Source organism: Marivita hallyeonensis, from assembly GCF_900129875.1.
In the GTDB taxonomy this organism is placed as follows: domain Bacteria; phylum Pseudomonadota; class Alphaproteobacteria; order Rhodobacterales; family Rhodobacteraceae; genus Marivita; species Marivita hallyeonensis.
In genome coordinates this window covers 687,758-710,162 of the sequence record NZ_FQXC01000001.1, presented here as the reverse complement: position 1 = coordinate 710,162, position 22,405 = coordinate 687,758, and the positions used below count along the sequence as shown (strand labels likewise).

The window sequence follows — 22,405 nt, the reverse complement described above, 5'->3', positions numbered from 1 at the left end:
TCATCGATATGAAAGACGTCAGTCCTTGTCGTCTTCGTCGTCCCGAGGGCCGTCGGGCAGGTTGAAGAAGCTATCGGCGTCGGCGTAATCGTCGTCTTTCTTCTCTTCCTCCTCGTCCGGCGTGCCGGTGAGGCTGAAGGTTTCGAGACCTTCGATGGCCGATGGCAGGCGCGGTTCGGCGTCCATTTCGAGGCTCTGCTCGGTCGACACGAGCTTGCGGCGTTCGTCATCCGACATCACCGCTTCCTGCTTTTTGGCTGCCTTGGCGACGGCGGCGTCCAGTTCGGACTGCTTGCAGAGGCCCAGCGCCACCGGGTCGATGGGTTGGATGTTGTTGATGTTCCAATGCGTCCGCTCGCGGATCGCCTGGATTGTCGGTTTGGTCGTGCCGACCAGCTTGGAGATCTGGCCGTCGCTCAGTTCGGGGTGAAACTTCACCAGCCAGAGGATCGACGCCGGACGGTCCTGACGTTTGGACAGCGGTGTGTAGCGCGGGCCACGGCGCTTTTCTTCGCCCTGTGCGGCGGCGTAGACCTTGAGCCTGAGCTTGTGGGCCGGGTCGGTCTCGGCCTTCTTGATCTCTTCGGGCTCAAGCTGATTGTTGGCGATGGGGTCGAAGCCTTTGACGCCTGCCGCCACATCGCCATCGGCAATGCCCTGCACTTCAAGCTCGTGCATGCCGGTGAAATCGGCGATCTGCTTGAACGTCAACGTCGTGTTGTCCACCAGCCAGACAGCGGTGGCCTTGGCCATGATCGGTTTGCCCATCTCGCGTCTCCTTACGCAATTCTTTTTCGCTCTCCCGGAGCGGGTCCGGGAGGTCCCGGATCGGCCGGGACAGGTTTCCATTGTCAGGGAACTTGGCGGCTGTATAGTCGCGCGGCGGCAAAGAGGGAAGAGCAAATGCGCGTATTGCTGGCGGCACTGATTGCGATGTCAACGGTGTACGTGGCCCGGTCCGAAGGCGACCGGTCCGGCGTGTTCGACTACTACGTCATGTCGCTCAGCTGGTCCCCCACATGGTGCGCCATCGAAGGCGACGCGCGGAACTCACCGCAATGCGAAGCCGATGCCGATTTCGGCTGGATCCTGCACGGGCTCTGGCCGCAATACCATCGCGGCTGGCCGTCCTTCTGCCCCACAACCGAGCGCAACCCGTCCCGCGCGATGACGCGGGACATGGCGGATATCATGGGCACGTCAGGCCTTGCGTGGCACCAGTGGAACAAGCATGGGGTCTGCTCGGGCCTGTCTGCAGAGGATTACTACGCGCTGTCGCGGGACGCGTTTGCGACCGTTGTCCGCCCAGAGATCTTTCGCCGTCTGGAAGACGCGGTGAAACTGCCCGCCTCCGTGGTCGAAGAGGCATTCCTCGAAGCCAATCCGCAGCTTGAACCGGACATGATCACCATCACCTGCAAACAGGGCCGCATTCAGGAGGCACGGATCTGTTTGTCCAAATCGCTGGAGCCAGTGCCGTGCGGCCGGGATGTCGTGCGCGATTGCCAGATGACGGACGCACTGCTCGAACCGATCCGGTAGGGCTTCGGGATTGTCCTGCGTTTGGTAGGTCAGGCGAGTAGTCGGCGCACATCACCGACGAGTGTCTGCAATGAGCCCAATCTACACAAGTTTCCTTGCTGGCGAGCTATGCTCAAGCTATCTCGGGTTCAGTGAGGCGATTAGTTTTGAGACCAGAAGATAAAGATTTTGAATACTCTTGGCTGGAGCAGTTCTTTCGGCTCCAGAATATCGCCCCAGATTTGACCCAACCTTCTGAACGGCCTGACTTTGTAGCTAAAATTGGAGAATTGAAGGTTGGGATCGAATTGACTTTGGCCGTTCATAATAATTCGGCCGGGTCAGGTTTTTCACCACTACAAGTCGCTCGGGCCCAGAGGGATTTCGATATTGCCTTGAGAGATGAGGTTGGTGATGAGGCCGGAGTGATCATTTCGGTGAGTCATAACGAAGGCGTGCCGGTTTCTAGCGATGATTGGAAGATGCTCAAGGGCCTTGCATCTCAGCTACGCAATCAAGCCAGATTACTCCAGAACCCCGGTGCTTTGAGATTTTATTCCGCGAATTCAACGAGGTTCCGCTCTGTCGAACCAGCTGATGCTGAGCGTGTTCCGCTGCCGAACTACATGCAGAGTGTAGGCATATACAAGGATGGTGATCACGACACAAAGGTTGGTGGCGGCGGCGGCGGGTCGCCTCCAGTTCTCACGGACAACGTTCTTAATCCCATTCTACGGGCAAAATCTAAGGCAATCTCAGGCTATCGTTCCTGTGACCAACACTGGCTGTTGGTCGTCTTTGATGTGATGCAAGTCTCCGCGAATAAAGACAGGAAAAAAGGAAGTTCCTTTCCGCCATCTGCATACGCGACCCAATTCAGTTCAGTTTCGGTGACAACCCCAGTCCAGACGCCCTTTGATCGGGTCTTCTTGTTACGATGGCCGAGTGAATCCATAGAACTACCGACGTATCGATAGAATTCACGGAGATCCGGCGAAAACAAGAACTTGCGGGAAAGTCAGGAATATCGAATGGCAGCAAAGTCCCGCACAGCTGACCTTCGGAGAAAGTGATCAGCGCGGGACGGTCCAGCCGCCGGGGAGGTCATCGCGGCGGGGTTTGGGAGGGCGGACGCGGGACAGCGCCTGCTCGGCCCGGGTCATCAAGGGGCCGAGGCCTGGGGCCTTGCGGACGCGGGCTTTGACCTCTTCGATCTTCATCACATCGTCGATGCGGCGGTCGAGGAAGGCCCAGGTCGCCTGATGATCGAGCGAATCGTCACCCAGCCAGTAAAGCACGGTCGAGGAGTACACGCCCGAAAGCGTCGCGCGTTTGGTGTACCAGTTGATGTCACGCGAGCTGTCGCCCAGCGCGATCCAGATGCGGTCAGCGGTGCCCCAGATGAGCTTTGCACCCTCTGCCGCGTGCATCGGCAGCGCAAATAGCGTGGCGCCGCGGCGGACCGCCTCTTTGTCTTCGACGATTTCGAGCCGAAGGCGAACTGCACGGGCGACCTTGTCGCGGAACCGGAGCGACGAGAGGTCCTCCCGTTCCAGTGCGGCCACCATCAGATCATCGCCGCGCCGGTGATACGCCGCCGCCAGATCGATCGCGCCGCGTGGAAACAGCCCGCGCGCGACGGCCGGCGCGACGCCGGTGTCTGCGATGGCGGCCTTGAAGGCGGTTTCGGACCACCCGTCGAACGGCACATGCATCAGAGCGGCGTCAAGGAGCTGCGTTGCGGTGTCGGGTGTGTCGGTCATGGATCGGAGTCCCCAGAGGCGAATTTGGCTATGACCAAGAGGTAGCCCGTTTACACCCAGGCTTCCAGTCGCGCGCTCTTCGAGGACTGCAGACCATGGATGGGACGGATGTCCGAGATGCGCTTTCAACACGACACTGTGCAGTTTTTTGCACGGCAGGCTCTGGGGTTACGCTCGGTGTGCTGGTAGATGATCGATCAATCGACACAGGAGCATCCGGTGACCCGGCAGACCATCGACGCGATCTTTCTTTTTCTGGGCGGCGCGCTGCTTTTTGCGGCATTTGTGGTGTCCGCTTTGTCGCGAGACGCGTTCTTCATCTATTTCGGCGCAGAGGATTCGCTGGTGGAGAACGCCACAGCGGTCGGATTGGCGTGTGCGGGTGCGGTGCTGCTGGCGCGGGTCTGGCGTGTGCGGGGCGCGATCACCCGGTTGGCGCTGGTCCTCGGGACGCTCTACGGGCTCGCCTATATCTGGGTCGCGGGGGAAGAGGTGTCCTGGGGTCAGCGCATCCTTGGTTTCGAGAGCCCGGAATACTTTCAGGAAAACAACGATCAGCAGGAGTTTACCTTCCACAACCTGGTGATCGGCGGCGTGAAACTGGACGAGCTGATTTTCGGACCGGCCCTGTCCTACATCATCCTGAGTTATCTGATCATTCTGCCGGTCCTCTGGCCGCGTGCGGCCTGGGTACGTCGCGTGACCGAGCGGCTCGTCATTCCGGTCCCGCACCAGCATCACGCGCTCTTTGCGTTGATCGTGACGGTGATCATTCCGTTCCTCGGGGAGAGCCGTCGCTGGGAAGTGTACGAATGCATCTTTGCGCTGCTGTCGCTTGGGATCTTTCTCAATCCGGCCAATCCGTTGTCGACCACCGGTGCGACATCGACGGGCGGAGTCGATAACAGCTGACGCACTGGACAAACGGAAGATCGCTTGCTATACGGCGCGCTCCTGCAAATCCTTGCAAATCCAACTTAGAAAGGTGGTGAAAACCACATGCAGGTTAGTGTTCGTGACAACAACGTCGATCAGGCGCTCCGCGCTCTGAAGAAAAAGCTGCAACGTGAAGGCGTTTTCCGTGAAATGAAGCTGCGTCAGCACTTCGAAAAACCATCGGAGAAAAAAGCCCGCGAGAAAGCCGAAGCGATCCGCCGTGCGCGCAAACTCGCGCGCAAGAAAGCGCAGCGCGAAGGTATGCTCTAAGCAGTTCTTTCCAGCACTTAGAGACTTTTGACGACCCCCGAGGCATTTGCCTTTCGGGGGTTTGTCTTTTTTAAATCCTTGCTTGTCAGAATCTTCGTACGAAGATTCTCAGCACCGCCAGTAAATTCTTGGATGATGCCGGGCGGGCGGACTCCCTCTTTCCTCTGACACCGGCATCTGACACTTTACGCCAAACGACAAAAGGAAGTGGTATGGCGCAAGTCTGTGTATTCGACGCCTACGGCACGTTGTTCGACGTCGCGGCGGCGGCGCGGGTCGCGGCCGATGAGCCGGGGCGCGACGGGCTGAACGCGGTCTGGCCTCAACTGGCCGAGCATTGGCGGCAGAAGCAGCTGCAATACACGTGGCTGCGCACGATCACGGGCGACTACACCCCGTTCTGGGACGTCACCAAGGACGGACTCGACTGGGCGATGGAAAAGGTCGGTCTGACCGACGATCCTGAACTGCGCGAACGGCTTTTGGCGCTCTATTGGGAACTCCCGGCTTACAAGGAAGTGCCGATGATGCTGGCGCAGCTCAAGGCGGCCGGGAAGACCTGTGCGATCCTGTCGAACGGCAGCAAGGATATGCTCGAAGGCGCGGTCGACAGCGCGGGGATCGCAACGTTTCTAGATGCTGTGCTGTCGGTGGAAGACGTGGCCATCTTCAAGCCGTCGTCGCAAGTCTACGACATGGTCGGCGCGCGCTTCGGCTGTGCGAAAGGGGATGTGCTCTTTGTCTCGTCCAACGGGTGGGATGCCGCTGGCGCCTCGGGCTATGGGTTCGACACGGTCTGGGTCAATCGCGCCGGTGATCCCGTGGATCGCCTGCCGCATGTGCCGCAACACCAGTTGACCGACCTCACACGCCTGCCGGAGTTGGCCTGATGCCCACATTCCCCACATCTGACGGGCTGTCGCTGCATTACACCGATGAAGGCGACGGGCTTCCGCTGGTTTGCCTGGCCGGATTGACACGGGATGGGCGCGACTTTGATTTCGTGGCGCCGCATCTGAGCAATGTACGCCTGATACGGCTCGATTATCGCGGGCGGGGGCAATCCGATTGGGCCGACCCGTCGACGTATCATATCCCGGTCGAAGGGCGCGATGCGGTGGAGCTGATGGATCACCTCGGGCTCGAGAAAGCGGCAATCCTCGGCACCAGCCGGGGTGGTCTAATCGCGATGGTCATGGCGTCGGTGGTGAAAGACCGCATGCTGGGTGTGGCTTTGAACGACATCGGGCCCGAAATTGCCCCCGAGGGGTTGGAGGTGATTAAGGATTACCTCGGTCGGACCCCGGCTTTGCGCAGCCACGCCGAGGTGGCCGAAGCCCGCGAACGCGTGATGACGGGGTTTGCCAATGTGCCCAAATCGCGTTGGATGGAAGAGGCGCAACGCCTGTTCCATGAGACCGAAGATGGGCTGGCGTTGACCTATGATCCCAAGCTGCGGGACGCCGTGTTGAACAGCGGGGCGGAGCCCGCCCCGGACGCCTGGCCCTTGTTCGACGCTCTGGCCGGGTTGCCGCTGGCCTGTATCCGTGGCGCGAATTCCGACCTGCTCGCCAAATCCACCTTCGAGGAGATGAAGACGCGGCGCCCGGATATGATCGCGGCAGATGTGCCGGATCGCGGGCATATCCCGTTTCTGGACGAACCAGAGAGCCTCGATGCGTTGCGGCGCTGGCTGGATATGTTGAGGTGACCGATGGACATTGAACGGATCGAGGCTGCCGCAACGCGCTTGACGGGACATGTACGCCGCACGCCCCTTTTGTCCTCGCCCTTTCTGGACGAGATCGCCGGGCGGCGGGTTCTGGTGAAACCGGAATGCCTGCAGCACACCGGAAGCTTCAAGTATCGCGGGGCCAGGGCCGCGGTGTCGGCCTTGCCAGAGGACGTGCGGGCAAATGGAGTGATCGCGTTTTCATCAGGCAACCACGCGCAAGGCGTGGCACTGGCCGCGCAGCAGTTCGGGGTGGCCGCGGTGATCATCATGCCGTCCGACGCGCCGCGCATGAAGATCGACAACACGCGCGCATTGGGGGCCGAGGTGGTCCTCTATGACCGAAGCACCGAAGATCGGGACGCGATCGGCGCGGAGCTTTCGAACGCGCGCGGTCTGACCTTGATCAAACCCTTCGATGAACCCGAGGTGATCGCCGGGCAAGGCACTTGCGGGCTCGAAATCGCGGATCAGGCGAAGGCGCTTGGCGTCACAGAGGCGGAGGTGCTTGTCTGCTGCGGTGGCGGTGGGTTTACGTCGGGCATTGCCTTGGCACTCGACGCGAAATCACCCGGCCTGCGTGTCCGGCCGGTGGAACCGGAAGGGTTCGACGACGTGACGCGCTCTCTGAAATCGGGCCGGATCGAGCGCAATGCGGCGACATCCGGCGGCCTGTGCGATGCGATCATCACACCACAGCCGGGCGCCATTACCTTTCCGATCATGCAGCGGCTTTGCGGACCGGGGATCGTCGTGACCGATGATGAGGCGCAGATGGCGATGGCGCAAGCGTTCGCACGCTTGAAACTGGTCGCGGAACCGGGGGGTGCCGTGGCCCTTGCAGCGGCGCTCTATCATGCGGACGAGATCGAGGGAGATACCGTGGTCGTGACGATTTCGGGCGGCAACGTGGACCGCCCGGTCTTCATCGCCGCGCTGGAGCGGTTTGGAGAAGGGTGATGCAGGACGTCACGGTTGCCAGTTTCAACGTCAAGAACCTGATCGGGCCGGATCAGGAATACTACAAGTTCCAGACCTACACACCCGAGGAGTACGCCTGGAAAGAGGATTGGCTGGCGGACCAGCTTCTGGCGCTCGATGCCGATATCGTGGGCTTTCAGGAGATCTTCGAGGAAGACGCGCTGCGGGCCGTGGTGGATGAGACCTCGCGCCGCGCCGCTCTGCTGAACGAGGCGGCGCAACCGGACCGCACCAAATCCTACCGCAAGAAGGCGATTTTCCGCCGCCTGGAAAGCGTCGGATATGCAGGCGCGGCACTGGCCTTTGCGCCGAACTCGGCGGATGAGGGTGTCCCCGGAGAACGCCGTCCCGGGGTGGCGATCCTGTCACGCCTCGGGTTCGAAGACGCGCCGGAGATCATTCAGGATCTGCCTGACCCTCTGGTCATTCCTTTTGCGCCCCTGCGCGGTTTGGGTGGAGGCGATGCGGGACATTTCACGCTGCGGCGGCTGTCGCGTCCCATCCTCAAGGTCCGGGTGCGCATGGGGTCACAGACCATCACCGTGTTCAATTGCCACCTCAAATCAAAGCTGGGCGAGTTCATCAAACCCGCCGGTGCGGAATACGCGCCCGAGGCGGACCTGACCCGATACGATCCGCTTGGGCGTGCGATGGGATCCTTGCGGGCAGCGGTGCGGCGGATGGCAGAAGCGTGGATCCTGCGGCGCGAGATCCTTGCGGAGTTGAGCGCTGGTCGACCGGTCATCGCCATGGGCGACTACAATGACGGGGAACACGCGGTCAGTTCCGAGATCATCAGCGGCGAACGCCCGTTCAAGAACTACGCCTGGATGCTGCGCCACGACGCCGAACACCGTGCGGACCGGTACTCACAAGAGGAAAACGACGCCATCACAGAGGCGGTCGAGCGTGTGCGCCTGCATTCCGCCGAGAAGCTGTTCGTGCGCAAATCGCTGCGCGACATGGTCTATACCTCGGCTTTTGGCGGCGTGTTCGAAAGCATCGACCAGATCTGGCTGTCGCAGCATTTCGATCCGGACGTCCCGGATCGGATTGGCGACATGACCTATTTCAGCGTGCTCAACGATCATCTGACCGATGGCAGCCATCCCGAGGCACCGTATAACAAACTGGCGAGTGATCACGGGCAGATCATGGCGCATTTGCGGGTACGGTAGGGATCAGGGGGCGCTGCCCCCGTCGCCGCAAGCGGCGACTCCCCCGAGGTATTTTTGAAACAGAGAAGTAGAGGGCTTCGCGATGAAGATTGCCGATCTGGGGGACATCAAGTTGCATTACCGGGTAGACGGCGATCCCGAGGGTGCGCCCGTGGTGTTCGCGAATTCGCTCGGCACCGATCTGCGGCTCTGGGATCAGGTGATCGATCTCCTGCCGAAGCAGGGTTTGCGGTACATTCGCTACGACAAACGCGGGCATGGCCTGTCGGAATGCACCCCCGCCCCTTATGCGATGGGCACGCTGGTGCGCGATGTCGAGAGGCTCATGGATCATCTTGACCTGCGCGATGTGATCTTTGTCGGCCTGTCGATCGGCGGGATGATCGCACAGGGGCTGGCCGCGAAGCGGCTCGACCTTGTCCGCGCGATGGTGCTGTCCAACACCGGCGCCAAGATCGCCACGCGCGAGATGTGGGCCGAGCGCATCGCGGGGGTCGAAGCGGGCGGCATCGAAGCGCTTGCCGATAGTGTCATGCAGCGGTGGTTTTCCGACACGTTCCGCAAGACGGATGGCTTTCACGCCTGGCGCAACATGCTCGTGCGGCAACCGGCAGAAGGGTACATTGGGTGTTCGCACGCGATCTCGGGCACGGATTTCATGACGCCGACCTCTGGTCTGCGCCTGCCGACACTCGGCATTGCGGGCAGCGAGGATGGCTCGACGCCGCCCGATCTGGTTCGCGAAACCGTCGATCTGATCCCCGGGTCGCAGTTTCACCTGATCCGCGGTGCGGGCCACCTGCCATGCGTGGAAAAACCCGAGGAATATGCCCGCGTGCTTTTGGAATTCATCGAGGCGCAGGCGCATTGACCGCGACGTGTCAGCTGTAGTTTACACGTGAGGGCGCGGTTGCGCGCCTTCTGAAAGTCTCGCCCCATGCGCCTGCCCGTCGTCTTTATCCTGCTCAGCGTCATGATCGACGCGATGGGGGTTGGGCTGATCATCCCGGTGATGCCCGATCTGATCCGCGAGGTCACAGGCGGCGATCTGGCCAGTGCAGCACTTTGGGGCGGCGTACTCACCACGGTCTTTGCGGTGATGCAGTTCCTGTTCGGGCCGGTGATGGGAAATCTATCGGACCGGTATGGGCGGCGCCCCGTCCTGCTGATCAGCCTTGCAGTGATGGCGGCGGATTACGTTGTGATGGCGGTCGCGGGCAGTATCTGGCTGTTGTTCATCGGCCGCATCGTCGGCGGGATCACGGCGGCGACGCAATCGACCGCCAACGCCTACATGGCTGACATTTCGGACCCCGAGAAGAAGGCCCAGAACTTCGGCCTTGTCGGCGCGGCCTTCGGGATCGGGTTCGTGATCGGACCGCTATTGGGTGGGGTGCTGGGCGAGTTCGGCACGCGCGCGCCGTTCTGGGCGGCGGCGGCGCTCGCCGGGGCCAATGCGGTGCTTGGGTATGTCGTTCTGACCGAGACGGTGACCGATGCCATCCGGCGACCGTTCGAATGGCGCCGCGCCAACCCGTTTGGTGCGTTCAAATCGATGCGAGACCTGCCCGGCATCGGGCGGCTGTTCGTGGTGTTTTTCCTCTATCAGGTCGCGTTCTTCGTCTATCCGGCGGTCTGGGCCTATTTCGGACAGGCGCGGTTCGGCTGGAATGCCGGGATGATCGGGCTGTCGCTGGGACTCTTCGGGATCATGATGGCCATTGTACAGGGCGGGTTGATCCGCCTGATCCTGCGCCGTCTGGGCGAACGCGGGACGGTCATCTACGGGCTGGTCTTCGACGTCTTCGCCTTCGGCGCGCTGGCCATCGTGACCTCGGGCACGGTCGCACTTGTGCTGACGCCGCTTGCAGCGCTGGGCGCGGTGATTACACCTGCGCTTCAGGGGATCATGTCGAAAGCGGTGGGCGACAAGCGGCAGGGAGAGTTGCAGGGCGCACTGACCTCGGTCGGGGCCGTGGCGATGATTGTGTCCCCGATGATCATGACGTTCACCTTCGCGGAGTTCACCCGTGGCACGGCACCCGTCTATTTCCCGGGCGCGCCGTTTCTCCTGTCTCTTGGCCTGATCCTGATTGCGCTGGTCGTCTTCCTATGGCCGCAGCGCAGGCCGGTCGCAGCCTGACAGTCTGGGGTCGGCTTCCCGCTTGCACTTGCCCCCGGGCCGACGCACGGTGGGCAAAAATCCAACGAGGGAGGGCACATGCCCCGGATCAAAGCTGCCGTCTGCACCGCCTTCGGCGAACCCCTGACCATAGAAGAGCTGGAGCTGCGCGCGCCCGGCGCGGGCGAGATCGAGGTGACGCTCGACGCCGTCGCCATTTGCCATTCCGACATTCATTACGCCGAAGGCGCGTGGGGCGGTGATCTGCCCGCCGTCTACGGGCACGAGGCCGCCGGACGGGTGACAGCCCTTGGACCGGGTGTGACTGGCCTGCTGGACGGGCAACGGGTGGTGGTGACGCTGATCCGGGCCTGCGGTCAATGCCCGAACTGCGCAAGCGGAAAGCCCACCATCTGCGAAACGCCGCGATCGGCCGAGTCGCCGCTGTCGCGCGCGGACGGGACATCGGTGGTGCAGGCCATGAATTGCGGTGCTTTCGCTGAAAAGGTCGTCGTGGACCAGAGCCAGGTCGTCCCCCTGCCCGACACGATGCCGCCCGAGGCGGTGGCGCTGTTGGCCTGTGGTGTGATCACCGGCGTCGGTGCGATCGTGAATGCCGGACGGCTGCGCGCAGGCGAAGACGTGGTGGTGATCGGCGCAGGTGGTGTTGGCCTGAACGCCATTCAAGGTGCGCGGATCGCGGGTGCGCGTCGGGTCGTTGCCGTCGATGTGACAGAGGAAAAGCTGGAAACCGCCAAGGCGTTCGGCGCGACCGACGGGGTTCTGGCGACGCAGGACGCGCCGTGGAAAGAGGCGATGCGCATTCTTGGGCGCGGGGCGGATGTGGTCGCGATCACCGTTGGCGCGATCCCAGCCTATAACGATGCGCCACGTTACCTGGGCTGGGGCGGGCGCATGGTGATGGTGGGCATGCCGCATTCCGGCGCGATGGCCGAGTATGAACCCGTGGTGCAGGCCTACATGGCGCAAGGCATGATCGGGTCGAAGATGGGCGATGTGGTGATCCGTCGGGACATCCCGTGGCTCGCCGACCTCTATGACCAGGGGCGTTTGAAACTTGACGAACTGGTTTCAGGCCGCTGGTCGCTCGACCAGATCAACGAGGCGATTGCGGACACCAATTCGGGCGATGCCAAGCGGAACGTGATCGTCTTTTGATCCCGACGTCGCAAAGGTTTCAGAACGACGTGGAGGACGGGACGAGATGAAGCTGCACAGCGTGGATGTGATTACCACCGCGCCCCCGCCACCCGGCTGGGGCGGGCGGTATTGGACACTGGTCAAGGTCGCCACCGACACCGGGATCACTGGTTGGGGCGAGTGCTACGCGTCTTCGGTCGGACCAGAGGCGATGCTCGCCGTCATTCAGGACGTTTTCGACCGGCACATGAAGGGCGAAACCCCCGAGAATATCGAGTTGATGTTCCGGCGGGTGTACTCTTCGGGCTTCACGCAGCGCCCCGATTTGACGGTCATGGGCGCGTTTTCGGGGCTTGAGATCGCCTGCTGGGACATCCTCGGAAAAGCGCGGGAGCGTCCGGTCTGGGCGCTTCTCGGCGGGCGCATGACGCCCAAGGTGCGGGCCTATACCTATCTCTACCCCCTGCCCCATCACAGTCTTGAGACCTTCTGGGTTGACCCCGACGCCCTTGCCGAGGCCGCAGTCGCATATGTCGAACGGGGGTATACCGCGCTCAAGTTCGATCCTGCAGGGCCCTACACGATCCATGGCGGACACCAGCCTGCGATGACCGACATCGCCTTGTCGGTCGAGATGTGCAAAGCAATCCGCGCGGCAGTGGGCAACAAGGCAGACCTGCTGTTTGGCACCCATGGACAGTTCACCACCTCGGGCGCCATCCGGCTGGGACAGGCAATCGAGCCCTATCTGCCGCTCTGGTACGAAGAACCGATCCCACCCGACAATCTGCTCGAATTCGCCGAGGTGGCGCGCGCGGTGCGCATCCCGATTGCCACCGGGGAAAGGATGACGACAAAAACCGAGTTTGCCACACTGCTGCGCACCGGCGGGGCCAGGATCCTGCAACCCGCGCTGGGGCGTGCGGGTGGTATCTGGGAGATGAAGAAGCTTGCCGGAATGGCCGAGGCTTTCAACGCAGAGATGGCACCGCATCTGTATGCAGGCCCCATCGAATGGGCCGCCAATATCCATCTGTGCACGTCGATCCCCAATGTGCTTATCGCGGAATCGATCGAGACCGCCTTCCACCGGGACCTGATCCGCGACACCATACGCGTCGAAAACGGCTACATCACGGCACCAGATACGCCCGGCCTAGGCATCGATGTCGACGAAGACCTCGCGCGAAGCCGACCCTATACCGGCGACGGATTGCACCTGCAGATGCAGGAGGCGCCCTGCAACTACCAGGACGGCAATGCCTTCATGGGCGGTGCTCCTCCCGCAACAGATACGATTTAACGCATGTAAAGCTTTGTGTCCGGGCGGGGAACGGTGCTATACGCCGCCCGGAGTAACCAGGGTACCCTTTATGTCGGATGTCGCAATGCATTCTTCCCCGGCGCAGGACATGGCCACAAACGCGGCGCATGCCACGGCGTTTCTCAAAACACTTGCGCATGAAGGACGGCTGATGATCCTGTGCCATCTCGGCACGGGCGAGAAGTCGGTCGGCGAACTTGAAAGCCTCCTTGGCATACGTCAGGCGGCGGTGAGCCAGATGCTTGCCCGATTGCGGGACGAGTCCCTTGTGAAGACCCGCAGGGAAGGCAAGACGATCTACTACAGTCTGAGCGATACCAATACGGAACGCATGATCGACCTGCTCTACGACATGTTCTGCAAATCCTGATACGGCGTCCCCTCCGTTTGCCCGTCATTTGCCCGCACGGAAGACCCTTTGGTGCGGGCCATTCCATGGAAAGGTGACCGATGCGCCCCGAAACCACGTTCTCAGGCCCGGAACTGTGCGCGAAATCCGCGCGCGATGTGATCACACTTCTGCGCAAGCGAGAGGTCTCGACGACCGATTTGATCGACGCGAGCCTTGCGCGGATGGATCAGGTCGAACCGGAAGTGAACGCCGTGGTCACGCGCTGCCCGGAGCGCGCCCGTGCCGCCAAAACCAGCGCGGACAGCCTGCTGGCAGGCCTGCCCATCGGGATCAAGGATCTGAATCCCGTCAAAGGCGTGCGCACCACCTTCGGGACAAAAGGCTATGCCGATCACGTGCCCGACGCCTCTGATCCGCTGGTGCTCCGTCTGGAAGAGCGTGGCGCGGTGGTCCTTGGCAAGACGAACACGCCCGAACTGGGTGCTGGGGCGCAAACCTTCAACGCGGTGTTCGGCATCACGCGCAATCCGTGGAACACCGCTTTGACCCCTGCCGGATCGTCGGGCGGTGCGGCGGTGTCTCTCGCCACCGGGGAGTTCTGGCTCAGCCACGGATCGGACTATGGCGGCAGTCTGCGCAGCCCCGCCAATTTCTGCGGCATCGTCGGCATGCGACCCTCGCCCGGCGTGGCGGGCGGCAGTTCGGCACAGCTTGGGTTTCACAATGGCGGCGTCGACGGACCAATGGCACGCGACGTGCTGGACTGTGCGCTGTTTCTCGATGCGATGTCCGGCTGGGACCCGACTTGGCCAATCTCTTTCCCGGCGCCGGAACAGTCGTTCTTCGAGACCGCGCAACGCGACGCGGGCGAGATCCGGATCGCCTTTACACCAAACATGAACGGCTTTGCGCCGATCATGGGGGAGATCGAAAGCGTCCTGCGTGCGGCCCTGGAGTTGGTGCAGTCGCCGAAGGTCCAGATCGAAGAGCACTGCCCCGACCTGCCGCGCCTGGCGGACGCGTTCCGCGCGATGCGGTGCCTGTCCTTCCTTGGCAGCTATCAGATCACCCCACCCGAGATCCGGCAGCATTACAAGGCAACGATCCTCGGCAACGTGGCGGATGCCGACGCCATGACCTTCGCCGATTTCGCGGCGGCGGAACGGGACCGCTCGGCCATCTACAACACGATGCGCGTCTTCTTTGAGACGTACGACGTGCTGGCCCTGCCAGTGAACGGCATCCCGCCCTTCCCGGTCGAGATCGAGTACCCGACCGAGGTCGCGGGCCAGAAGATGAACGACTACATCGATTGGCTGCGCTTTGCGTTCCTGTCGACCGTGGCGGGCTTGCCCGCCTTGTCACTGCCCGTCGGGTTCACGGCCTCGGGCCTTCCCGTCGGACTACAGCTTATCGGCCCGCCGCGCGGCGAAGGGCGGCTCTTGCAGGTCGCGCACAGCCTCGAACAGGCGCTCGCCTTGCCCGTGACCCTGATCGATCCAATGGGGCCGACACGTTCCTAAAGCGCGTCAAAGCCGATAGGTGAGCGCTGCGCGAATGACATGGCGCAAAGCGCTTTCGGGCAAAGCCGTGTCTGTATCAAACACAACCGCGCGGTTTCCCTCGAAGCGAAGATCGCCAGAAAACACAGCGCGGGCATCCGCAATGACAGTCGTCTGGCAGTGAACGAACAAGGCGGGAGCTCCTGCCTTGGTAACCCCAATCCTCAACGGCGTGCCTGTCGGAACCGAAAATGACGGCTGGCCCCATTTCAGAGTTTCCGTCACGTCTCCGATCCCGTCCGTCACAGACGCCACGTCTAGGATCAGAGCGCGCAGCTCGTGCAGCACCGTTTGTATAGCCTCCGGATGTACCGCCAAGGCGGCATCAACACTCGGAGGAGGGTTTGGCGCGACTTTCACCATCGCAACATCGGTGCGCTGTCAATATTTCGTCAAGTAGAGGCCGTACATTTCTTATTCAAAAGGTGTGATCACTCGAGCCGCAGGCGTTCCCTGCGGATCAGCGAAGCCGATCCGAACCTTGGTCAGGCCGCCTCTTCCCAGCGGTTGGCGAAATTGCCGAGGATGTGGCCGACGTCGTCTGTTGCCGCGCCGTGCAGGTCAACCTGTGCAACAAGCCCGCGTTTCTTGTCGTCGATGACCGATACCACGCGGGCCGGGCTGCCTGCCTTGTCCAAGGCTGCGTTGAAGACGCGGGTGATGGCGTGTTTACGCAGGTCGGGTTTGAAGACCTTTCCAACCGCGGTTTTCGGCAGTTCGTCGAGGATTGTCATGTGCTTGGGATAGGCCGCGCGTTCGTGGACGTGGACGGTGCAATGCTCCAGGAGTTCTTCCTCGGTGGTGGACGCGCCTGCGACCAGTTCGACGAAGGCACAGGGCAGTTCTCCGGCATGCGCGTCGGGTTGCCCGATGGCCCCGGCGAAGGCGACGGCCGGATGCGCAAGCAGAGCTTCTTCGATTTCGGCCGGATCGATGTTATGCCCGCCGCGGATGATCAAGTCTTTCGCGCGACCGGTGATCCAGAGGTAGCCATCCGGGTCGATCCGTCCCAGATCGCCGGTACGCAGGTACTTGTCGTAGTAGAACAGGTCGGCGTTCTTTTCGGCTTCGGTATACGTGTTCCCGGCAAAGACCCCGGGGTTCGAAACGCAGATCTCGCCGATTTCGTCCGCCGCGCATTCAATGACGGAACCGTCCTTTTGCGTGATGATCTTGACGTCGGTGTACGGAAACGGAATGCCGACCGATCCGACCTTCTTTTCTCCGTCGGGCGGGTTGCACGAGACAAGGCAGGTCGCCTCGGTCAGACCGTAGCCTTCGACGACCGTCACGCCGCAGGCCTTCTCGAACCGGTTGAACAATTCAAGCGGCAGCGGGGATGAGCCCGAAAACGCTGTCTTGATCGCCGAAAGATCGGCATCGACCGGACGTTGCATCAGCGCCGACATCGCCGTTGGAACGGTGATCACGAAAGTGGTTTTCCAGCGCTCGCAGAGCTTCCAGAAATTGTCGAACACGCCTTCACCCCGATAACCTTGCGGCGTCGGAAAGACTGTATGCGCGCCCGAAACGACCGACGCCATCAGGATCACGTGACAGGCGAACACGTGGAAGAGCGGCAGCGGGCACATGATGCTGTCCTCTTCGGTAAAGAGCAGTCGATTGCCGAGCCAGCCGTTGTAGATCAGTCCAGAATAGCGATGCTGCGCGACCTTGGGCATCCCGGTCGTGCCACCGGTGTGGAAATAGGCGGCAACCCGGTCGTCGGAACTGTCCGCGAAATCGAGCGTCGTATTCTGTTTTTTCAGTTCAGCGTTGAAGCTGAGCACATCGGCATGGTGCCCGCCCGGGTTCTTGGGCCGCACAAGCGGCACGATCCACGATTTCGGCGGGGTCAGGTAACGGTTGAGGTCAACCTCAAGCACCGTTTGCACATGCGGGGCGTGGCGGCAGGCCTCGGCCACTTTTTGGGCCACATCCGTTTTGGGGAACGCTTTGAGCGTCACGACGACCTTGGCATCGGTTTCCCGCAGAATTGCGCCGATCTGTTCGGGTTCAAGTAGCGGGTTGATCGGGTTCACAATACCCGCGATCGCTCCGCCAAGCAGCGTTAGGATGGTCTCGTGACAGTTGGGCAGGACATAGGCGACCACGTCATTTTCGCCGACACCAAGCTTGCGAAAGAGGTTCGCCGCCTGAACGGTTTTGCTGTGCAGTTCGGACCAGGTCAGCGTCTCTGCCTTGTCGGTCGGCGCGGACAACAACTGGTAACTGACCGCAGGTCTATCGGGGAACGCAGTCGCAGTTTTGCTGAGTTGGCCGTAAAGCGTTCTGGGAAGATCGCGAGCGTCCCACGGCATCTCGTTTTCGATTGCGTTCCGGTCTTCAAAGCTGGCGAATGTCATGGTGTCCCCTCCCACGTGTCCCGCAGATCCGCGGATCAATTGTTCTGCGCTGTCTTTAGCGGAAAATCGCGCCAAGCAAGACAGTGCGACGCAACGACAAATTCGTCATGACGCTGCGTTCCAAGCGTTTTTCAGCCGTCTCCTCCCCTGTGCAGTGGCGTCATCTGCCAGGATGTACCACCGCGTGATAGCCCGGCATCGGTTTTTTGCACACGTTTGCAAAGAATTCTTGCCAAACGCAGATGCCTGTGGCTTGCTGAGCCAGTCTACCGCAAAAATGCTCTTTGCGCAGGGGGAAGCATGGCTGAAATTCAGCTCAGGAACGTCAATAAACGATGGGGATCGTTCGTTGGGGTAGACAATTTCAACCTCACAATCGCGGACAAGGAATTTCTTGTCCTGCTTGGGCCTTCGGGCTGTGGTAAGACGACGACCATGCGCATGATTGCCGGGCTTGAGGATATCACCGAAGGTGAGATCGCGATTGATGGTAAAGTCATCAACAATTTGGACCCCAAAGATCGCGACGTGGCGATGGTGTTCCAGTCCTACGCGCTTTACCCAAACATGAATGTCTACGAGAACATTCGCTTTCCGCTGCGGGTCCGTGGCGTCGATGCCTCCACCCATGACGAACGGGTGCGGCGCGCCTCTCGGATGGTGGAACTCGACGATTTCCTGCACCGCAAACCCGCGGAACTGTCGGGCGGCCAGCGACAGCGCGTGGCCCTGGCCCGGGCCATTGTGCGGGAACCCAACGTATTTCTCATGGATGAGCCACTGTCGAACCTCGACGCGAAACTACGTGTATCGACCCGGGCGCAGATCAAGAATCTCAGCCACGAATTGGCGGTGACGACGATCTACGTCACCCACGATCAGATCGAGGCAATGACACTCGCCGACAGGGTGGTCGTCATGCAGAAGGGGATTGTCCAGCAAGTCGGCAGCCCGACCGAGATTTACGACAAACCCGCAAACGCCTTTGTCGCAAGTTTCATCGGCAATCCTGCGATGAACCTGATCGACGGAGAGATGCGCGGCGGCGTGTTCGAAACGCAGCGCACACGCGTGGAAGGTTTGCGCGCGCCCGATGGTAAGGTGACGCTTGGTTTCCGTGCCGAAGACGCATCCATCGCGGAAGATGGAAACGGTCAGATAACAGCACCGATTTATACGCTAGAGCTTCTCGGTGACGCGACGATGGTGTCGGTCCGCATCGGACAGGCGCTCGTCGCGGTGAAAGCCGACAAATCCTTCCGGGCCGAGATCGATGATACGGTGTCAATCAGCGTGCCTGCCGATATCTGTCACGTCTTCGACACGGACACCGGAAAGCGCCTGAGCGCGTGAGACACGATATTCCCGGACAACCGGGACACAATGGTGCGGGCTTGCAAGACGCACCTGAACACACAGGGAGACCAAAATGAAACTCAAAAACATCCTGATGGCGGGCTCGTTCCTTGCCGCCGCCGGCGCGACGACGGCGATGGCGGCCGATTGCGGCATTGACGGCGGACGGCTCAGCATCATCGGCAACGAATTCCCCGCGATCCAGACAGTTGCGCGCAATGCGCAAGCATGTGAGGGCTTGTCAGATGCTGAGGCCAACCTCACGGCGGATCACCAGACGATCAACCTGCCCGGTATGCAGGGCAACCCAGCGGAATACACCACGGCGATCGTGGCGAACTCGTCCATCGTGGCATTGATCAACGAAGACGTGATCCGTCCTCTGGACGATCTGATCGCGGCGCATGGTCAGGACATCCCGACCCAACAGCTGATCACCATCAACGGTCAGGTGATGGCGGTGGCCTTCATGGCGAACGCGCAGCACCTCGTGTACCGCGCGGACATCCTAGAACAGATCGGCGCAGAGCCTCCGAAGACCTACGAAGAGATGCTGGCCGCAGCCGAAACAATCCGTTCTGAAGGCATCCTCGAGTATCCACTTGGCGGCGCCTATGCCGCTGGCTGGAACCTCGCACAGGAATTCGTGAACATGTATCTCGGCCACGGCGGGTCTTTCTACGAACCGGGTACGGCACAGGTGTCAATCAACAACGAAGCCGGTGTTGCGACGCTTGAGATGCTGAAAGCGCTCAGCGAATACATGAACCCCGACTTCCTGACCCACGACTCGAACGCCACCAGCGCGGAGTGGGAAGCAGGCAACGTCGCGCTCATGAACATGTGGGGCTCTCGGACCGGCGTTCTGATGGATGCCGAAGGCTCCGAGCCGCAGGTCTATGAGAACACCGCTGTCGCCGGTCCGATGACCGTCGCCGGCGCCGGCACGCCTGCGTCGACTCTGTGGTGGGACGGCTGGACTGTCGCGAAGAACATCAGTGATGAAGACGCGGAGGCGACGTTCAAGGCCATGAAGCATGGCATCAGCCCCGCGATCCTGAACGACGAGACGATGGGTCAGGCGGTGTGGATGATCGAAGGCTACACGCCTGCCCCCGTGAACGAAGGTGTGTTCTCGGCCATCTCGATGGGCACCACACCCTACCCGATGCTGCCGCATCACGGGCTGCTGCACACCGCACTGGGCGACAACATCGCAGACTTCCTTCAGGGCGACGAAAGCGCCGAGCAGACGCTGTCGGACATCGAAGCGGCCTATACAGCCGCCGCCCGTGAAAAGGGCTTCGTCAACTAACCCGTTACGCAACGCGGGGGCGGTCCGCCGCCCTCGCCTCTCCTTTCAGCCCATCGCGCATGAGCAAGGCCTTCGATGAAACACAACGCTTTCTTCTGGTTCGTTCTGCCCTCGGCCACCGCGATGATGCTGTTTATCTTTTTCCCCATCGTCTCGGTCGTGATCCAGTCGTTCCATGTGGCCCACGAACAGGTGATTATCGAGGTCGAGAATTGCGGCCCGTTCGGCTGCACGACCGCGACCGCAATCGACCAGGAAGCCACCGCCGCTTTACGCGAAGAACAACCGTTGGGGCGGTTTGCCGGGCTCGAGATCTACAAAGATCGCAACCACCTTGCCGTCAATGAATTCGCTCAGACATGGCAGCAGAGCGAGGGCATCGGTGACTTCGTCGTTCGCCTGATGAACCTGCCCTTCTACAAGGCGTTGGGCTTCACTCTGACATATGTCGCAGTCGTCACGCCGCTGACGATCCTCTTCGGTTTCATCATCGCCGTCGCGGTGAACAGTGCCGCGCGATCGCTGCGCGGGCCGCTGATCTTTTTCACGCTCCTGCCCAATATCGTGACGCCACTTATCGGCGGTCTGATCCTGTTCTGGATGGTCGATGCCCGCGGCGTGATCGGCACCGCGCTGCGATACCTCGCGGACGATCCGTCGCTTTCAGTCAAGGCCGACACCGGTCTCATGTGGATCATGCTGATGGTCTATGGTGTCTGGTCCTCTGCGCCCTTCGCATTCATCGTCTACTATGCCGGACTGCAAACCGTGAGCACCGACACGCTCGAGGCCGCCCGGATCGACGGGGCGAGCCGCTGGCAGCAGATCCGTCATGTGGTGATCCCGCATCTGTTGCCCCTGACGACCTTCATCGCGCTGATCCAGCTCATGGACAATTTCCGGGTGTTCGAGCCGATCATCAGCTTCAATGCGCAGGCCCACGCGACGTCGCTGAGTTGGGCGATCTACAACGATCTGAGCGGTGAAACGCAGCAGCTCAGTTCTGCCGCCGCCACCTCGGTGTTGACGGTAATCGGCGTCGCGATCCTGCTGTCGCCCGTGCTCGTCCGCACGTATCGCAGTTACGGCAAGGCGTGAGGGAGACGATCGATGGCCAGTAAAGCTCAGAAACGCCCCCTCGCTCTTCAGATCGTCCTGTTCGTGACGCTGGTCGTCTGGATGATCGCAGCGGCTTTTCCGTTCTTCTGGACGCTCTGGGGGTCGTTCAAGGTCGAGGCTGATTTCTTCTCGCTTAACAACTGGACGAATGCCCTGACCGGCCGCATGACCGAGATCGAGACCGGCGACACCTTCACGACCCAAGGCTATTATGGTGCCTGGGTGCAGGAAGAGTTCTGGCGTGCGGCGTGGAATTCGACGCTGGTCTGCCTCTTTGTCGTGTCGATCTCGCTTACCTTCGGCACGCTTGGCGGCTACGCACTGGCGCGCTCCACCTATCGCTACGCGTTCTGGTTCCTTCTCATCGCCCTCATCTTCAGGGCCATGCCGCCAATCACGCTGGTGTCCGGATATCTTCCGGTGTTCTTCGACTGGAATATCTGGGGCTACCTGCCGACCGCGATCATTGTCCTTGTGGCGATCAACCAGCCCTTCACGCTCTGGATGCTGCATTCGTTCTTCAAGAACATCCCACAGGACCTCGACGAGTCCGCGATGGTGGATGGCTGTACGCGGTTCCAAGCGTTTCGCTATGTCATTATCCCGGTGATGTGGCCGGGCGTCATCACCACGGGGCTCTTCAGCTTCTTGCTGGCGTACAACGACTTCGCCGTGACGGCGATGATCCTCGACAAGCAGAACCAGACAATGGTGCCGAAAATCGCGTCCTTCCTCGGCACGACCCAGACGAAGGGCAACGTCATGTTCGCCGTCGCCGCAGTCGTCTCAACCACCGCGCCACTGTTCCTCCTGATCATGTTCTTCCAACGCCAGATCGTGTCCGGTCTGACAGCTGGAGCCGTTAAGGGCTGAAAGCACTCTTTTCGTTTTGATCGCTCTGAGCATCTGCAAAACATGCCGCATTCGTTTGCCGTTTTGATTTCTTGGAATCTCAAGACGCCCAGCCAGAGGGTATGAAATCAGTGCTTCACCAACACCTTGCATGTTTATCTTCGGTTACGGCGCATTGGTGTGAAGGACATCGAAAACAGAACGATCTGTCTTCGAATTTTGGGTTTGACCTGCTCCCGTTGGAACCGGTGACTAAAGATCATCTTCGTTCAGGTTTTGATCCTCTTTGGACCATTGCGCAGCTTTCGCGGTGTCATGTCCATCCTTTGATAGCACTTGTTGCAGCAAAGGAGGCAAAACATCGGAATAAAACCGACGGAGGAACTCCGGGCTGGTGCGTTATGGATCGCGCTAACGAGTGACCTGACGCGCAAGCAGGTGGTTGCAGATTTGGGCGTTGACCTTGCGACGCCAATAACAAGAGAACGGCGCATC

The 22,405-nt window shown here is 61.0% G+C and carries 22 protein-coding genes; 18 read left to right on the top strand and 4 right to left on the bottom strand.

The window, feature by feature from the left end; all coding sequences use genetic code 11:
- Window positions 1-18: 18 nt before the first annotated feature.
- Window positions 19-768: a DUF1013 domain-containing protein gene (locus BUA42_RS03535; RefSeq protein WP_072776289.1), complete on the bottom strand. Its 750-nt coding sequence runs from the start codon at window positions 766-768 to the stop codon at window positions 19-21.
- A gap of 135 nt (window positions 769-903) precedes the next feature.
- On the opposite strand from BUA42_RS03535, the gene BUA42_RS03530 reads away from it, so the two are divergent.
- On the top strand, window positions 904-1,542 hold the full coding sequence (locus BUA42_RS03530; RefSeq protein ID WP_072776288.1) for a ribonuclease T2 family protein: 639 nt from the start codon (window positions 904-906) through the stop codon (window positions 1,540-1,542).
- Between the two features lie 95 nt (window positions 1,543-1,637).
- Window positions 1,638-2,498, top strand: a complete 861-nt coding sequence (locus BUA42_RS20920) for a hypothetical protein (protein WP_143152604.1) — start codon at window positions 1,638-1,640, stop codon at window positions 2,496-2,498.
- 96 nt (window positions 2,499-2,594) lie between these two features.
- On the opposite strand, the gene BUA42_RS03525 is transcribed toward BUA42_RS20920, so the two are convergent.
- Window positions 2,595-3,284 carry a COQ9 family protein gene (locus BUA42_RS03525; protein WP_072776287.1) on the bottom strand — a complete coding sequence of 230 codons (690 nt, stop codon included), beginning with the start codon at window positions 3,282-3,284 and terminating at the stop codon, window positions 2,595-2,597.
- 219 nt (window positions 3,285-3,503) lie between these two features.
- Between BUA42_RS03525 and BUA42_RS03520 the strand changes: the two genes are divergently transcribed.
- From BUA42_RS03520 to BUA42_RS03465, 12 genes are all read left to right on the top strand, one after another.
- The gene (locus BUA42_RS03520; RefSeq protein ID WP_218588605.1) at window positions 3,504-4,196 is read left to right on the top strand and encodes a hypothetical protein; all 693 of its coding nucleotides are present in this window, start codon (window positions 3,504-3,506) and stop codon (window positions 4,194-4,196) included.
- 87 nt (window positions 4,197-4,283) lie between these two features.
- A complete protein-coding gene (gene rpsU, locus BUA42_RS03515; protein WP_036556662.1) occupies window positions 4,284-4,490 on the top strand; it encodes a 30S ribosomal protein S21 in 207 nt (68 codons plus the stop codon).
- 212 nt (window positions 4,491-4,702) lie between these two features.
- Complete coding sequence (locus BUA42_RS03510; RefSeq protein ID WP_072776285.1) at window positions 4,703-5,380, top strand: haloacid dehalogenase type II; 678 nt, start codon at window positions 4,703-4,705, stop codon at window positions 5,378-5,380.
- On the top strand, window positions 5,380-6,201 hold the full coding sequence (locus tag BUA42_RS03505) for an alpha/beta fold hydrolase (RefSeq protein WP_072776284.1): 822 nt from the start codon (window positions 5,380-5,382) through the stop codon (window positions 6,199-6,201). The genes BUA42_RS03510 and BUA42_RS03505 overlap by 1 nt, the downstream gene beginning before the upstream one ends.
- Before the next feature lie 3 nt (window positions 6,202-6,204).
- Window positions 6,205-7,182 (top strand): threonine ammonia-lyase, encoded by a 978-nt coding sequence (locus tag BUA42_RS03500; RefSeq protein ID WP_072776283.1) that lies wholly within the window; start codon window positions 6,205-6,207, stop codon window positions 7,180-7,182.
- A complete protein-coding gene (locus BUA42_RS03495) occupies window positions 7,182-8,381 on the top strand; it encodes an endonuclease/exonuclease/phosphatase family protein (RefSeq protein ID WP_072776282.1) in 1,200 nt (399 codons plus the stop codon). The genes BUA42_RS03500 and BUA42_RS03495 overlap by 1 nt, the downstream gene beginning before the upstream one ends.
- An 82-nt stretch (window positions 8,382-8,463) precedes the next feature.
- The gene (gene pcaD, locus BUA42_RS03490; RefSeq protein WP_072776281.1) at window positions 8,464-9,252 is read left to right on the top strand and encodes a 3-oxoadipate enol-lactonase; all 789 of its coding nucleotides are present in this window, start codon (window positions 8,464-8,466) and stop codon (window positions 9,250-9,252) included.
- Between the two features lie 66 nt (window positions 9,253-9,318).
- Complete coding sequence (locus tag BUA42_RS03485; protein ID WP_072776280.1) at window positions 9,319-10,524, top strand: TCR/Tet family MFS transporter; 1,206 nt, start codon at window positions 9,319-9,321, stop codon at window positions 10,522-10,524.
- A 78-nt stretch (window positions 10,525-10,602) separates the two neighbouring features.
- Window positions 10,603-11,682, top strand: a complete 1,080-nt coding sequence (locus BUA42_RS03480) for an alcohol dehydrogenase catalytic domain-containing protein (protein ID WP_072776279.1) — start codon at window positions 10,603-10,605, stop codon at window positions 11,680-11,682.
- Between the two features lie 46 nt (window positions 11,683-11,728).
- A complete protein-coding gene (locus BUA42_RS03475) occupies window positions 11,729-12,967 on the top strand; it encodes a mandelate racemase/muconate lactonizing enzyme family protein (protein ID WP_072776278.1) in 1,239 nt (412 codons plus the stop codon).
- Between the two features lie 70 nt (window positions 12,968-13,037).
- Window positions 13,038-13,358 (top strand): ArsR/SmtB family transcription factor, encoded by a 321-nt coding sequence (locus BUA42_RS03470; protein ID WP_072776277.1) that lies wholly within the window; start codon window positions 13,038-13,040, stop codon window positions 13,356-13,358.
- Between the two features lie 80 nt (window positions 13,359-13,438).
- The gene (locus BUA42_RS03465; protein WP_072776276.1) at window positions 13,439-14,863 is read left to right on the top strand and encodes an amidase; all 1,425 of its coding nucleotides are present in this window, start codon (window positions 13,439-13,441) and stop codon (window positions 14,861-14,863) included.
- A 6-nt stretch (window positions 14,864-14,869) separates the two neighbouring features.
- On the opposite strand, the gene BUA42_RS03460 is transcribed toward BUA42_RS03465, so the two are convergent.
- Window positions 14,870-15,262 carry a DUF1801 domain-containing protein gene (locus BUA42_RS03460; protein WP_218588604.1) on the bottom strand — a complete coding sequence of 131 codons (393 nt, stop codon included), beginning with the start codon at window positions 15,260-15,262 and terminating at the stop codon, window positions 14,870-14,872.
- 125 nt (window positions 15,263-15,387) lie between these two features.
- A complete protein-coding gene (locus BUA42_RS03455; protein WP_072776274.1) occupies window positions 15,388-17,268 on the bottom strand; it encodes an acyl-CoA synthetase in 1,881 nt (626 codons plus the stop codon).
- 300 nt (window positions 17,269-17,568) lie between these two features.
- Here BUA42_RS03455 and BUA42_RS03450 point away from each other — a divergent pair, with 300 nt between their 5' ends.
- The 4 genes from BUA42_RS03450 (at window position 17,569) to BUA42_RS03435 (ending at window position 21,931) form a co-directional block, all read left to right on the top strand.
- A complete protein-coding gene (locus BUA42_RS03450) occupies window positions 17,569-18,621 on the top strand; it encodes an ABC transporter ATP-binding protein (protein ID WP_072776273.1) in 1,053 nt (350 codons plus the stop codon).
- Between the two features lie 76 nt (window positions 18,622-18,697).
- On the top strand, window positions 18,698-19,939 hold the full coding sequence (locus tag BUA42_RS03445) for an ABC transporter substrate-binding protein (protein ID WP_072776272.1): 1,242 nt from the start codon (window positions 18,698-18,700) through the stop codon (window positions 19,937-19,939).
- A gap of 75 nt (window positions 19,940-20,014) precedes the next feature.
- On the top strand, window positions 20,015-21,037 hold the full coding sequence (locus BUA42_RS03440) for a carbohydrate ABC transporter permease (protein WP_072776271.1): 1,023 nt from the start codon (window positions 20,015-20,017) through the stop codon (window positions 21,035-21,037).
- A gap of 12 nt (window positions 21,038-21,049) precedes the next feature.
- Window positions 21,050-21,931: a carbohydrate ABC transporter permease gene (locus BUA42_RS03435; protein WP_072776270.1), complete on the top strand. Its 882-nt coding sequence runs from the start codon at window positions 21,050-21,052 to the stop codon at window positions 21,929-21,931.
- The last annotated feature ends 474 nt before the right edge of the window (window positions 21,932-22,405 follow it).

Excerpts from the sequence above, each read along its gene's own strand:
- BUA42_RS03535 (WP_072776289.1), bottom strand. The coding sequence starts at position 768 with ATGGGCAAACCGATCATGGCCAAGGCCACCGCTGTCTGGCTGGTGGAC.
- BUA42_RS03530 (WP_072776288.1), top strand. The coding sequence starts at position 904 with ATGCGCGTATTGCTGGCGGCACTGATTGCGATGTCAACGGTGTACGTG.
- BUA42_RS03525 (WP_072776287.1), bottom strand. The coding sequence starts at position 3,284 with ATGACCGACACACCCGACACCGCAACGCAGCTCCTTGACGCCGCTCTG.
- rpsU (WP_036556662.1), top strand. The coding sequence starts at position 4,284 with ATGCAGGTTAGTGTTCGTGACAACAACGTCGATCAGGCGCTCCGCGCT.
- BUA42_RS03510 (WP_072776285.1), top strand. The coding sequence starts at position 4,703 with ATGGCGCAAGTCTGTGTATTCGACGCCTACGGCACGTTGTTCGACGTC.
- BUA42_RS03505 (WP_072776284.1), top strand. The coding sequence starts at position 5,380 with ATGCCCACATTCCCCACATCTGACGGGCTGTCGCTGCATTACACCGAT.
- BUA42_RS03500 (WP_072776283.1), top strand. The coding sequence starts at position 6,205 with ATGGACATTGAACGGATCGAGGCTGCCGCAACGCGCTTGACGGGACAT.
- BUA42_RS03495 (WP_072776282.1), top strand. The coding sequence starts at position 7,182 with ATGCAGGACGTCACGGTTGCCAGTTTCAACGTCAAGAACCTGATCGGG.
- pcaD (WP_072776281.1), top strand. The coding sequence starts at position 8,464 with ATGAAGATTGCCGATCTGGGGGACATCAAGTTGCATTACCGGGTAGAC.
- BUA42_RS03485 (WP_072776280.1), top strand. The coding sequence starts at position 9,319 with ATGCGCCTGCCCGTCGTCTTTATCCTGCTCAGCGTCATGATCGACGCG.
- BUA42_RS03480 (WP_072776279.1), top strand. The coding sequence starts at position 10,603 with ATGCCCCGGATCAAAGCTGCCGTCTGCACCGCCTTCGGCGAACCCCTG.
- BUA42_RS03475 (WP_072776278.1), top strand. The coding sequence starts at position 11,729 with ATGAAGCTGCACAGCGTGGATGTGATTACCACCGCGCCCCCGCCACCC.
- BUA42_RS03470 (WP_072776277.1), top strand. The coding sequence starts at position 13,038 with ATGTCGGATGTCGCAATGCATTCTTCCCCGGCGCAGGACATGGCCACA.
- BUA42_RS03465 (WP_072776276.1), top strand. The coding sequence starts at position 13,439 with ATGCGCCCCGAAACCACGTTCTCAGGCCCGGAACTGTGCGCGAAATCC.
- BUA42_RS03455 (WP_072776274.1), bottom strand. The coding sequence starts at position 17,268 with ATGACATTCGCCAGCTTTGAAGACCGGAACGCAATCGAAAACGAGATG.
- BUA42_RS03450 (WP_072776273.1), top strand. The coding sequence starts at position 17,569 with ATGGCTGAAATTCAGCTCAGGAACGTCAATAAACGATGGGGATCGTTC.
- BUA42_RS03445 (WP_072776272.1), top strand. The coding sequence starts at position 18,698 with ATGAAACTCAAAAACATCCTGATGGCGGGCTCGTTCCTTGCCGCCGCC.
- BUA42_RS03440 (WP_072776271.1), top strand. The coding sequence starts at position 20,015 with ATGAAACACAACGCTTTCTTCTGGTTCGTTCTGCCCTCGGCCACCGCG.
- BUA42_RS03435 (WP_072776270.1), top strand. The coding sequence starts at position 21,050 with ATGGCCAGTAAAGCTCAGAAACGCCCCCTCGCTCTTCAGATCGTCCTG.